Source organism: Streptomyces flavofungini (genome assembly GCF_041028215.1).
GTDB classification, from domain to species: domain Bacteria; phylum Actinomycetota; class Actinomycetes; order Streptomycetales; family Streptomycetaceae; genus Streptomyces; species Streptomyces flavofungini_B.
Window position 1 is genome coordinate 1 of the sequence record NZ_JASKYR010000164.1, and the last position, 12,316, is coordinate 12,316.

Annotated in this window: 11 protein-coding genes and 1 pseudogene; 8 read left to right on the plus strand and 4 right to left on the minus strand. The window is 72.2% G+C overall.

What is annotated here, in order from left to right:
- Positions 1-119: 119 nt before the first annotated feature.
- The 5 genes from fasR to fabF all read left to right on the plus strand — a co-directional run bounded on the left by fasR (position 120) and on the right by fabF (position 4,971).
- A complete protein-coding gene (fasR, locus tag AB8Z36_RS13975) occupies positions 120-1,259 on the plus strand; it encodes a fatty acid biosynthesis transcriptional regulator FasR (protein WP_369213606.1) in 1,140 nt (379 codons plus the stop codon).
- Positions 1,260-1,348: 89 nt separating this feature from the next.
- Positions 1,349-2,260, plus strand: coding sequence for an ACP S-malonyltransferase (locus AB8Z36_RS13980; RefSeq protein WP_369213598.1), 912 nt, complete (start codon positions 1,349-1,351; stop codon positions 2,258-2,260).
- Positions 2,261-2,288: 28 nt separating this feature from the next.
- A complete protein-coding gene (locus tag AB8Z36_RS13985) occupies positions 2,289-3,290 on the plus strand; it encodes a ketoacyl-ACP synthase III (protein WP_369213599.1) in 1,002 nt (333 codons plus the stop codon).
- A gap of 99 nt (positions 3,291-3,389) precedes the next feature.
- On the plus strand, positions 3,390-3,638 hold the full coding sequence (locus tag AB8Z36_RS13990; RefSeq protein ID WP_055531551.1) for an acyl carrier protein: 249 nt from the start codon (positions 3,390-3,392) through the stop codon (positions 3,636-3,638).
- Positions 3,639-3,708: 70 nt separating this feature from the next.
- The gene (gene fabF / locus AB8Z36_RS13995) at positions 3,709-4,971 is read left to right on the plus strand and encodes a beta-ketoacyl-ACP synthase II (protein WP_369213600.1); all 1,263 of its coding nucleotides are present in this window, start codon (positions 3,709-3,711) and stop codon (positions 4,969-4,971) included.
- Between the two features lie 60 nt (positions 4,972-5,031).
- Here the strand turns inward: fabF and AB8Z36_RS14000 are convergent, their stop codons facing one another.
- Complete coding sequence (locus AB8Z36_RS14000) at positions 5,032-5,526, minus strand: DUF3145 domain-containing protein (protein ID WP_369213601.1); 495 nt, start codon at positions 5,524-5,526, stop codon at positions 5,032-5,034.
- Between the two features lie 343 nt (positions 5,527-5,869).
- On the opposite strand from AB8Z36_RS14000, the gene AB8Z36_RS14005 reads away from it, so the two are divergent.
- Together AB8Z36_RS14005 and AB8Z36_RS14010 are read left to right on the plus strand one after the other, a co-directional pair.
- Positions 5,870-6,781 carry an SGNH/GDSL hydrolase family protein gene (locus AB8Z36_RS14005; RefSeq protein WP_369213602.1) on the plus strand — a complete coding sequence of 304 codons (912 nt, stop codon included), beginning with the start codon at positions 5,870-5,872 and terminating at the stop codon, positions 6,779-6,781.
- A gap of 79 nt (positions 6,782-6,860) precedes the next feature.
- Positions 6,861-7,850: an aldose epimerase family protein gene (locus tag AB8Z36_RS14010; protein ID WP_369213603.1), complete on the plus strand. Its 990-nt coding sequence runs from the start codon at positions 6,861-6,863 to the stop codon at positions 7,848-7,850.
- Here the strand turns inward: AB8Z36_RS14010 and AB8Z36_RS14015 are convergent.
- Positions 7,829-10,297, minus strand: a complete 2,469-nt coding sequence (locus tag AB8Z36_RS14015) for a beta-glucosidase H (protein ID WP_369213604.1) — start codon at positions 10,295-10,297, stop codon at positions 7,829-7,831. The two genes, AB8Z36_RS14010 and AB8Z36_RS14015, sit on opposite strands and share 22 nt — an antisense overlap.
- 145 nt (positions 10,298-10,442) lie before the next feature.
- Here AB8Z36_RS14015 and AB8Z36_RS14020 point away from each other — a divergent pair.
- Positions 10,443-10,997: pseudogene (locus AB8Z36_RS14020) on the plus strand (TetR/AcrR family transcriptional regulator); the annotation flags it as partial.
- On the opposite strand, the gene AB8Z36_RS14025 reads toward AB8Z36_RS14020, so the two are convergent.
- Positions 10,989-11,399: a RidA family protein gene (locus AB8Z36_RS14025; RefSeq protein WP_369213607.1), complete on the minus strand. Its 411-nt coding sequence runs from the start codon at positions 11,397-11,399 to the stop codon at positions 10,989-10,991. The pseudogene AB8Z36_RS14020 and the gene AB8Z36_RS14025 overlap by 9 nt on opposite strands.
- Positions 11,400-11,407: 8 nt before the next feature.
- Positions 11,408-12,241, minus strand: a complete 834-nt coding sequence (locus AB8Z36_RS14030) for an NAD(P)-dependent oxidoreductase (RefSeq protein WP_369213605.1) — start codon at positions 12,239-12,241, stop codon at positions 11,408-11,410.
- Positions 12,242-12,316: the final 75 nt, after the last annotated feature.

Genomic DNA, 12,316 nt, shown 5'->3' on the forward strand with positions numbered 1-12,316 from the left:
CCCCCGTCCCGATAAGGCAGTCTTGTCCCGTGCCCGAACCCTCAGCGAACGAAGTTCCGCAGGAGTCCCAGCCGGGGGCCGGCCAGGACGGCCGGACCCCGCATGCCCATACCGCGACCCTGAAGCGCCTGGAGAAGTCGTCAGGGAGTCTCGCGGCGCAGGCCATCGCGCGCATGGACGAGACGCTGTCCTGGTACCGGGCGATGCCACCGGAGAACCGCTCCTGGATCGGCCTGGTCGCGCAGGCCGGTATCGCCGCGTTCACCGAGTGGTTCCGGCACCCCGACGCGCCCCAGGCCATCTCGACCGACGTGTTCGGTACCGCGCCCCGCGAGCTGACCAGGGCGATCACCCTGCGCCAGACCGTGGAGATGGTGCGTACGACGATCGAGGTCATGGAGTCGGCCATCGACGAGGTCGCCGCGCCCGGCGACGAGTCGGTGCTGCGCGAGGCGCTCCTCGTCTACGCCCGTGAGATCGCCTTCGCCACCGCCCAGGTGTACGCGCAGGCCGCCGAGGCACGCGGTGCCTGGGACGCCCGCCTGGAGTCCCTCGTCGTCAACGCGGTGCTGTCCGGCGAGGCCGACGAGGGCGCGGTCAGCCGGGCGGCGGCGCTCGGCTGGAACTCGCCCGACCACGTCTGCGTGATCCTCGGCACCGCCCCCGACGGCGACAGCGAGCTCACCGTCGAGGCCATCCGCCGCGCCGCCCGGCACGCCAAGCTCCAGGTCCTCACCGGAGTCCTCGGCACCCGCCTGGTCGTCATCGCGGGCGGCAAGGACGATCCGCTGGCGGTGGCCAAGGCGCTGATCGGGCCGTACGCGGCGGGGCCCGTCGTGGCGGGGCCGATCGTCCCCGACCTGCTCGCCGCCACCCGTTCCGCGCAGGCCGCGGCCGCCGGGCTCAAGGCCGCGGCGGCCTGGCAGGACGCGCCGCGCCCCGTGCTCGCGGACGATCTGCTGCCCGAGCGCGCCATGGCGGGTGATCCGGCGGCCCGCGAGCAGTTGGTGGAGGAGATCTACAGACCGCTCGAAGAAGCGGGCTCCGCCCTCCTGGAAACGCTGAGTGTCTATCTGGAGCAGGCGAGCAGCCTCGAAGGTGCCGCCCGGATGCTCTTCGTCCACCCCAATACCGTGCGCTACCGGCTCCGACGTGTGACTGACGTCACCGGCTGGTCACCTTCGGATGTACGCTCCGCGTTCACGCTGCGGATCGCGCTGATCCTGGGGCGTCTGGCCGATGGGGATCCCCAGGCATAGCCTTTTGTTGGGCCTCTACAATTCCGTCAGCCGTTCTTCGTCCCTGTCCCCACCGGCCAGGTGGGCCGTCCACAAGAGAGAGTGTGAGAGTGCTCGTACTCGTCGCTCCCGGCCAAGGCGCTCAGACGCCCGGTTTCCTGACCCCCTGGCTCGACCTCCCCGGCGCCGCCGACCGTCTCGGTGCCTGGTCGGACGCCATTGGGCTCGACCTCGCCCACTACGGCACGCAGGGCGACGCGGACCAGATCCGCGACACCGCCGTGGCCCAGCCGCTCCTCGTGGCCGCCGGGCTGCTCTCCGCCGCCGCGCTGGGTGACATCGCGCCCGGCGCCGTCGCGGGCCACAGCGTCGGCGAGATCACCGCCGCGGCGTACGCGGGTGTGCTCTCCGACGACGACGCCCTGCGCCTCGTCCGCAGGCGGGGCCTGGCCATGGCCGAGGCCGCCGCGGTCACCGAGACCGGCATGGCGGCGCTGCTCGGGGGCGACCCCGAGGTCACCACCGCGCACCTGGAGAAGCTCGGCCTGACCCCGGCGAACGTGAACGGCGCGGGCCAGATCGTGGCCGCGGGCACCAAGGAGCAGCTCGAAGCCCTGGAGGCCGACAAGCCCGAAGGTGTCCGCAAGGTCGTCGCCCTCAAGGTCGCGGGCGCCTTCCACACGCACCACATGGCTCCGGCCGTCTCGCAGCTCGAAGAGGCGGCCGAGGGGCTGCGTACCGCCGACCCGAAGACCGTCTACGTCTCCAACCGGGACGGCGCCACCGTCGCCACCGGTGCCGAGGTCATCGCGCGGCTCGTCGGCCAGGTGGCCAACCCGGTCCGCTGGGACCTCTGCATGGAGACGTTCAAGGAGCTCGGGGTCACGGCCCTCATCGAGGTGTGCCCCGGCGGCACCCTCACCGGTCTGGCCAAGCGCGCCCTGCCCGGCGTCAAGACGCTCGCGGTCAAGACCCCCGACGACCTCGACGCGGCCCGCACGCTCGTCGCCGAGCATTCCTGAGCCGACGACTGACAAGGAGCCGTAGCGCATGTCGAAGATCAAGCCCAGCCAGGGCGCACCGTACGCGCGGATCATGGGCGTCGGCGGCTACCGGCCCACCCGTGTCGTGCCGAACGAGGTGATCCTGGAAACGATCGACTCGTCCGACGAGTGGATCCGATCCCGCTCGGGCATCGCGACCCGCCACTGGGCCTCCGACGAGGAGACCGTGGCCGCGATGTCGGTCGAGGCGGCGGGCAAGGCGATCGCCGACGCGGGCATCACGCCCCAGCAGATCGGTGGCGTGATCGTCTCCACCGTCTCGCACTTCAAGCAGACCCCGGCCATCGCCACCGAGATCGCGGACAAGATCGGCGCGGGCAAGCCCGCCGCGTTCGACATCTCCGCGGGCTGCGCCGGATTCGGCTACGGCCTGACCCTCGCGAGGGGCATGGTCACCGATGGTTCCGCCGAATACGTCCTGGTCATCGGCGTGGAGCGGCTGAGCGACCTCACCGACCTGCACGACCGCGCGACGGCGTTCCTGTTCGGTGACGGTGCCGGTGCCGTGATCGTCGGCCCCTCCAAGGAGCCGAGGATCGGCCCGACGGTCTGGGGCTCGGAGGGCGACAAGTCCGAGACGATCAAGCAGACCGAATCCTGGGAGGCGTACCGCAATGGCGCTCCCGAAAAGTTCCCTGCCATCACGCAGGAGGGCCAGGCGGTGTTCCGCTGGGCCGTGTTCGAGATGGCGAAGGTCGCACAGCAGGCGCTGGACGCGGCCGGAATCACCGCGGACGACCTGGATGTCTTCATTCCGCATCAGGCCAACGAGCGGATCATCGACTCGATGGTGAAGACTCTGAAACTGCCGGAGCATGTGACGGTCGCCCGTGACGTGCGCACCACCGGCAACACCTCGGCCGCCTCGATCCCGCTCGCGATGGAGCGGCTCCTGGCGACCGGTGAGGCGAAGAGCGGCGACACCGCGCTCGTCATCGGCTTCGGGGCGGGTCTCGTGTACGCCGCCACGGTCGTTACCCTCCCCTAGGCATCACGTCCGGATCATCCGATCCGTACGGCTGTAAACCAACCTGCCGCTGCCGCGGCGGGCGCCACACCCTCTGGATACATAAGAAGGAGCGCCAACATGGCCGCCACTCAGGAAGAGATCGTCGCCGGTCTCGCCGAGATCGTGAACGAGATCGCCGGCATCCCGGTCGAGGACGTCCAGCTGGACAAGTCCTTCACCGACGACCTGGACGTCGACTCGCTGTCCATGGTCGAGGTCGTCGTCGCCGCCGAAGAGCGCTTCGACGTCAAGATCCCGGACGACGACGTCAAGAACCTCAAGACGGTCGGCGACGCGACCAAGTACATCCTCGAGCACCAGGCCTGATCCAGGCCGTGCTCTGTCGCCACCCGGCGGTGGCGCCGCTGATCCCCTCAACACCGTGGAGAATTTTCCTGTGAACTCGACCAATCGCACCGTGGTCGTCACCGGTATCGGCGCAACCACACCGCTGGGTGGCGACGCAGCGTCGACGTGGGAGGGCCTGCTCGCGGGCCGCTCCGGCGTCAGCGCGCTGGAGCAGGACTGGGCAGCCGAGCTGCCCGTCCGCATCGCCGGCCAGATCGCCGTGGAGCCGGGCGAGGTCATCCCCCGGCCGCAGGCCCGCAAGCTGGACCGTTCGGCGCAGTTCGCGCTGATCGCGGCCAAGGAGGCCTGGGCGGACGCCGGCTACACCGCCAAGGCGGGCGAGGACGCCTCGGTGGACCCGCACCGTCTCGGCGCGGTCATCGCCTCCGGCATCGGCGGCGTGACCACGCTTCTTGACCAGTACGACGTGCTGAAGGAGAAGGGCGTACGCCGCGTCTCCCCGCACACCGTGCCGATGCTGATGCCCAACTCCCCGGCGGCCAACGTCGGCATCGAGCTGGGCGCCCAGTCGGGCGTCCACACCCCGGTGTCGGCCTGCGCCTCGGGCGCCGAGGCCATCGGCTACGCGATCGAGATGATCCGCACCGGCCGCGCCGACGTCGTCGTCGCGGGTGGCACGGAGGCGGCGATCCACCCGCTGCCGATCGTCGCGTTCGGCAACATGATGGCGATGTCCAAGAACAACGACGACCCGCAGGGCGCCTCGCGTCCCTACGACGCCGACCGCAACGGCTTCGTGCTCGGCGAGGGCGCCGGTGTGATCGTCCTTGAGTCCGAGGAGCACGCCAGGGCCCGCGGCGCGAAGATCTACGCGGAGGCCGTCGGCCAGGGCATCTCGGCCGACGCGCACCACATCACGCAGCCCGAGCCGTCCGGCAACGGCATCGCCGCGGCGCTCCAGAACCTGCTCGACAACACCGACCTCAAGCCCGCCGAGATCGTGCACGTGAACGCGCACGCCACCTCGACGCCGCAGGGTGACGTCGCGGAGATCAAGGCGTTGCGCAAGGCGTTCGGCGACGACGTGGACCACATGGCGATCGCCAGCACCAAGTCGATGACCGGTCATCTGCTCGGTGGCGCGGGCGGCGTGGAGACCGTGGCCACGGTCCTCGCGCTGAAGCACCGCATCGCCCCGCCGACGATCAACATCGAGAACCTCGACCCCGAGGTCGACGCGGACGTCATCCGGGACAAGGCCCGCGCGCTGCCCGAGGGCAGGATCGCGGCGCTGAACGACTCGTTCGGCTTCGGCGGTCACAACGTGGTCCTGGCGTTCAGGACCGTCTGACCTCGCTCGCAGTACGTACGCGAAGGGCCCCCACCACCTGGTGGGGGCCCTTCGCGCGTCTCAGACCACCTGGTGGAGCCACCGCACGGGCGCGCCCTCGCCCGCGTAGCGGAACGGCTCAAGCTCGTCGTCCCAGGGCTTGCCGAGGAGCTTGGCGAGCTCGGCGGCCAGGTCGCTCTCGCCCTGCTGGGAGCGGGCCAGGGCGGCGCGCAGCCGGTCCTCGGGGATGAGGATGTCGCCGTGCAGCCCGGTGACGGCATGGAAGATGCCGAGCTCGGGCGTGGCGCTGTACCGCTCGCCCTCGGCGCTCGGGCAGGGCTCCGCCGTGACCTCGAAGCGCAGCATCTGCCAGCCGCGCAGGGCGGAGGCGAGCTTGGAGGCCGTGCCCACCGAGCCCTGCCAGGAGAATTCGGATCTCCAGGTGCCCGGCGCCGCGGGCTGCCTGATCCAGTCGAGGCTCACGCGCGCGCCGAGCACGCCCGCGACGGCCCACTCGACGTGTGGGCACAGCGCGCGCGGAGCGGAGTGCACGTACAGAACTCCACGTGTCGTCACCGGGACCTCCAGTGTGGGTCGAGGTTCGCCTTCCCCAGCGGCCTCGCGCCCGTGCCGAGCAGTTTTCCCCAAATACTAGAGAAACCTGAAAAAAAGGGGACAGATGTGACGTGATGTAATTTAGCGGAACCACAGCAGCGGGGCGTCACCGGGTGGATCTCCCGCCTGTCGCCGCCGTGACAGCAGTGGCCAGGCGGCTACGGGGCCGAGGCTACCGTGCGGCGGCGCAAGGAGTGTGACGTACCGTCGGTCCGTAGCCCAGGAAACTCCGACCTTTCACCCGGCGGGGCGCAACCCCGGGCGGGCACACGGCGTCACGTAGATCGACAGAGGGGACCAGGGGATGCGGAACCGCAGGCACCGCTCGCGTGCCGTCGTCGCTCTCGCGACGGCGGCTCTTCTCGGCACCGCGTCGCTGACCGCGTGCGATGCGCAGGGCGGCGACTCCGGAGCCCCCGGCGGCCCGTCCGCCCACGACAAGCCGTCCCCGAAACCGACGCCCTCCTGGGACACCACGCCCCGCTCGCTCGCGGCCGTCGGCGACTCCATCACGCGCGGCTTCGACGCCTGCTCGGTGCTCTCCGACTGCCCCGAGGCGTCCTGGGCGACCGGCACGGACGCCGGGGTGCGCAGCCTCGCCACCCGGCTCCTGGGCAAGGAGCGCGCCGCCTCGCACAGCTGGAACCACGCCAGGACCGGCGCCCGGATGGCGGATCTGCCCGGCCAGGTGGAACAGGCCGTCGCCGAGCGGCCCGAGCTTCTGACCGTGATGGTCGGCGCCAATGACGCCTGCCGCTCAACGGCCGCCTCGATGACCCCGGTCGGCGACTTCCGCGAGGACTTCACCGCCGCACTGCGCACGCTCCGCAGCGCGCTGCCGAAGACCCAGGTGTACGTGGCGTCCGTGCCGGACCTCAAGCGGCTCTGGTCCCAGGGGCGCACCAACCCGCTCGGCAAGCAGGTGTGGAAGCTGGGCATCTGCTCCTCGATGCTGGCCGACCCCGACAACCTGGACACCGCGGCGTCCGAGCGGCGCAACTCGGTGCGGGACCGCGTGGTGGAGTACAACGAAGTGCTCGAAGAGGTGTGCGAGAAGGACCGGCGGTGCCGGTACGACGGCGGGGCGGTCCACGCCTACCGCTTCGACGGCGGCCAGTTGAGCCACTGGGACTGGTTCCACCCCAGCAAGGACGGCCAGTCCCGGCTCGCCGCGCTCGCCTACCGGCAGATCACCGCGCCCGAGCCACCGGCCTAGGCGGCAGACCACCGCACCCGAGCCACTGGTCTAGTCCTGGGTAGTCACAAGACGCGTGGCCCGGCGTAGGGTCGCGATCATGCGCTGTGAACTCTTCGGAGCACTCCCCGACGGCACCCCAGTCCACCGCTGGACGCTCGAAAGGGGCGGAGTGCGGGTGCGCGTCCTGACGTACGGCGGGATCGTGCAGACGGCTGAAGTTCCCGACCGGTCGGGGCGCGTGGCGTCGGTGGCGCTGGGCTTCGAGAGGCTTGAGGAGTACCTCAAGCATCCCGGGCCCTACTTCGGCGCGCTGGTGGGGCGGTACGCGAACCGGATCGCGGGTGGCGTCTTCACGCTGGACGGCCGGACCCACCGGCTGGCGCGGAACAACGGGGCCAACGCCCTGCACGGCGGCGAGCGCGGCTTCGACAAGCACGTCTGGGACGCCGGACCGGACGGCGACCACGCGGTGCGGCTCACCCGGGTCAGTCCCGACGGCGAGGAGGGCTACCCCGGTCGGCTCACCGTCTCGGTGACGTACGCCCTGGACGCGGCGGGCGCCCTGAGCGTCACCTACGAGGCGGTCACCGACGCCCCGACCGTCGTGAACCTCACCAACCACACGTACTGGAACCTCGCGGGCGCGGAATCGGGCAGCGCGCACGGGCACGAGGTGCGGATCGACGCCTCCCGGATCACGCCGGTCGACGGGGGCCTGATCCCGAGCGGGGCGTACGAGGACGCGGCGGGGACGCGGTTCGACTTCCGTGCGGCGCGGGCCGTGGGGCCTGGCCTCGACCACAACTTCGTGCTGGACAAGGGCGTCACCGACGAGGCGGTCGAGGCGGCGGGGCTCTTCGATCCCGCCACCGGGCGGCACCTCACGATCTCGACGACCGAGCCGGGGCTCCAGCTCTACACCGCCGATCACTTCGACGCGGACCTGCCGTTCGTCCCGGGCGGCGGGATCGCGATGGAGACCCAGCGTTTCCCCGACTCGCCGAACCGGCCCGACTTCCCGTCGACGGTCCTGCGGCCGGGCCGCACCCATCGGTCACGGACGGTCTACGCGTTCTCCGTGAGGTGACCGCGGCAGCTCAGGCGGTCGTCCGTGAGCGAGCGGGCCGCCGTCACCACATACGTGCCGTCGCCGTACGCCCACGCGCCCGCCGTCTCGTCCCACGTCTCGAAGGCCCGGCGCGGCATGGCGACGCTCACCTCCACCGTCTCGCCGGGGCCCGCCGTCACGCCCGCGAAGCCCGCGAGCCAGCGCGCGGGGCGGTCCGCGTCCGGCTCGGCCGGTGCGACGTAGAGCTGGACGACCTCGCGGCCCGGACGCTCGCCCGTGTTGCGGAGGCGGACCGTGGCCGTGGTGCCGTCGAGGGTCAGTGACTCGTAGGCCCAGTCGGTGTAGCCGAGGCCGTGGCCGAAGGGGTAGGCGGGGGTGGCGCCCGCCCTGTCCCAGGCGCGGTAGCCGATGAAGACGCCCTCGGCGTAGGCCAGCTCGCCGTCGGCGGGGGTGACCCGGGTGACGGGTGCGGCGGAGAGGTCGCCCCAGGTGGTGGGGAGCCTGCCGCCGGGTTCCTCGGCGCCGAGCAGGACGTCGGCGAGGGCCGCGCCGCCCTCCTGGCCCGGGAACCAGCCGAGCAGCACCGCCGCGACGTCCTCGCGCCACGGCAGCTCCACCGGGGAGCCGGAGTTGACGACGACGACGGTGTGGGGGTTGGCGGCGGCGACGGCGCGTACGAGGTCGTCCTGACGGCCCGGCAGCCTCAGGTCCTTGCGGTCGAAGCCCTCGGACTCGACGCGCTCGGTGGTGGCGACGACCACGACGGCGGTGTCGGCGGCACGGGCGGCCGCGACGGCCTCGGCCATCAGTTCGTCGGCGTCACGCCGGGGTTCGAGGTGGACGAGGGAGAACAGGACACCCGACAGCGGGGCCGTGGTCGCCTCGCTGAGCGTGTGCAGCAGGGAGACCTCCACCGGCTCGCCCGCGGTGAGGGCCACCGTGCCGCGCTCGACGGGAGCGCCGAAGAACGCCTCGAACGGGTCGGACGCGGCGCCCATCTCCCGCACGCCGTCGAAGAGCACCCGCCCCGCGACCGTCAGCCGGAAGGCGCCGGGTCCGCGCGTGCCGAAGGCGTGCTCGCCGCTCTCGCGCGGCGTGAACGTGCCGGTCACCTCGACGCTCGCGAGGGCCTCGCGGGTGACGCCGTCGGGCAGGTCGTCGCCGATCCACTGGACCTGGCCCGAGGGGAGGCTGCCGACGCCCAGCTCACGGCCCTCGGCGTCGCGGCAGACCGCCTTGAGCGCGAAGCCCTTGTCGGCGGGGAGGAGTTCGGCGTTGGGGTCGGCGCCGACGGCGTAGCTGAGCGTCCCCTCGGGCAGCGCGGCGGTCAGGCCGTCGAGCGGGGAGACGACGTGGTCGGGGAAGACGGTGGCGGAGCCGCCGCCGAGCACCCGGGCGTCGCGGGCGGCGGCGCCGATGAGGGCGACCGTGCCGGAGGTGGGGGCGAGCGGGAGCGTCCGGTGCTCGTTGCGTACGAGGACGAAGGAGCGGCGGGCGATCTCGCGGGCCAGGGCCTCGCCGTCGGTCTCGGCGGGGACCCGGGAGACGACGGGTCCGGCGCCTTCGAGGAGGCCGACGCGGGCGGCGAGCCGCAGGACGTTGCGCACGGCCTCGTCGACGGTCTCCTCCGCGACCTCGCCCGCGCGGACGGCGGCGGCGAGCGGCTCGCCGTACACGGTCCCGGGCCCCGGCATGGCGGCGTCGAGGCCGCCTTCGATGCCGCGGGTGGTGGAGCGGGCGGCCATCCAGTCGGAGACGTTGACGCCGTCGAAGCCCCACTCGCCGCGCAGGACCTCGTTGACGAGGTAGCGGTGCTCGGTCATGGTGACGCCGTTGACCTGGTTGTACGCGGTCATGATGCCCCAGGGGTGGGCGTTGGCGACGATCGCCTCGAAGGGGGCGAGGTAGAGCTCGCGGAGCGCTCGGGCGCCGACCTTGTTGTCGACGGTGAAGCGGTCGGTCTCGGCGTCGTTGGCCACGAAGTGCTTGACGGTCGTGCCGACGCCGCCGCTCTGCACGCCCCGGACGTAGCCGGTGCCGATGACGCCGGTCAGGTACGGGTCCTCGCTGTACGCCTCGAAGTGGCGTCCGCCGAGCGGGGAGCGGTGGAGGTTGACGGTCGGCGCGAGCAGGACGTGCACGCCCTTGCGGCGGGCCTCCTGCGCGAGGAGCACCCCGGCACGGCGGGCCAGGTCCTGGTCCCAGGTGGCGGCGAGGGCGGTCGGCGAGGGCAGGGCGATGGACGGGTCGTCGGCGGTCCAGCGCACGCCCCGCACGCCGACCGGGCCGTCGGACATCACGAGGGACCCGAGGCCGATCTCCGGCAGGGCGTGCAGGGACCACATGTCCTTGCCGCCGAGCAGGCGGGCCTTGGCGGCCAGGTCCAGCTTGCCGAGCGCGGCCTCGACCACGGCCTCGCGGGCCCGGTCCTCCTGCGTGGCCCCGGTGGACCTGGGTGCCGCCATGGCGGTGCCTCCTCGATGAGCCGTTGAGCGTGCCGGTTCCTTCATCCTGCATCGGCTACCTGTAGTCCGGTAGGTATCGTTACATTCCCGTGATCTAAACATGTCGTACGGTCCTCGGGACGGGACCTAGGGAAGGGTGAGCACCATGGCGGCCAAGGCGAGGGCCCGGGGCGAGGAGCGGCGCGCGGAGATTCTCCGGGCCGCCCTGGAGGTGATCGCCGAGCGCGGTTACCGGGGCGCGAGTCTGGGCGCGGTCGCCGAGCGGGTCGGCCTCACCCAGCAGGGCCTGCTGCACTACTTCCCCACCAAGGACGCCCTGCTCGTGGCCGTTCTGGAGGCCCGCGACCAGTGGGACGCGGTGCCGCGCGGCGCGTGGCGGCTCGACCTGCTCTGCTCGCTCGTGGAGTACAACGCGATGCGCCCCGGCCTCGTGCAGACCTTCTCCGCCCTGCTCGGTGAGAGCGTGACGGACGGCCACCCGGCCCGCGCCTTCTTCACGGACCGCTACGACATGGTGCGCGGCAGCTTCGCGGCGGTGCTGCGCACCGAGTACGGGGAGCGCCTGCCGAGCGGCCTCACGCCGGAGGCCGCCGCCCCGCTCCTGGTGGCGGTGATGGACGGATTGCAGTACCAGTGGCTGCTCGCACCGGAGTCGGTGGACATGCCGGGCGCCGTCCGCTCCTTCCTCGCGCTACTGGGCAGCGCTTCCGGCGACGGCCCGCCCGGCGGGGACGGCCGCGACGACCTCGACCTCGATGAGCGCCTCGGGCCTGAAGAGGCGCGGCACCTCGACGGTGGTGCTGGTGGGCGGGGTGCCGGTGAGGAACTCCCGGCGCACGGCGGCGTAGTCGGGCAGGCCGCCGATGTCCGTGAGGTACGTACGGATGCTGATGATGTCGCCGAGCCCCGCGCCGTGCGCCCGCAGCAGGCTGTCCAGGGTCTCGAAGACCCGGCGTGACTGGGCGGCGAGGCCGTCGCCCTCGCCGGTCTGGCCGGAGAGATGCAGCAGGGCGCCGCCTTCCGGGAGTTCGACGCGGGCGACCTGGGAGTAGGGGCCCAGGGGCTGGGGGGCGTTCGGCGGGTTGCCGAGGGTGATCCGCATGTGCGTACTCATGTGCGTCCCCCTTGCGCGTCGCGGCGGGTGCGGATGTGGGTGACGGCTCGGGAGATGTCCTCGTGGACGACGTCCGGGTCGGCGGCGGCCGCCTCGAAGTGGCCGCGTACCGCCTCCATGGCGGGCAGCCGGGCGGCCTCCGTGGCCAGGGCGATGTCCTTGACGGCGAGGTCGCTGCCGAAGTGGACCCCTTCCGCGAAGGCGCGGGCGACGGCACCGCCGAGCGGCCCCTTGGCGAGGGCGTCCCGCGCGGTCGCCTCGGACAGGCCGAGGGCGTCGGCCAGTCTCATGGCCTCGGCGACGAGCCCGACGCCGCCGATGACGGCGGTGTTGACGACGAGCTTGAGGGCGGCGCCCGTACCGGTCCCGCCAGTGCGGGTGACGGGACCGAAGCGGGCCAGGACGTGCTCGACGCCCGCCGCGTCACCGCCCGCGAGGATGCCGAGCTGCCCGGCGACGGCCTTGTCGGTGCTGCCCATCACGGGCGCGTCGACGAGCGTGACCCCGGCCGGGACCCGCTGCTCCAGCTCCCTGACGACATCGGGGCCGACCGTCGACATCTCCACCCAGTACGCGCCGGACCGCAGCGCGGGCAGGATGGCACCGGCGATCTCTCGTACGGCGTCGGGCCCCGCCAGCATCGTGATGACGACATCGGCCTCGCGCACCGCGTCCACGGGGTCCGCCGCGGCCCGCGCCCCCGCCCCGACGAGGGCGTCCGCCTTCGCGGCGGTGCGGTTCCATACGGTCAACGGGTGTCCCGCGGCCAGCAGATGACGGGCCATCGGCTCGCCCATGTGGCCGAGCCCGAGGAATGCGATCTTCTCCATGGGTCCGACGCTAGGCCCGCCCCCGGGATGCGACAAGCGAATGTCTAGCATGCCTGCCATGCCGAATCCGCACAC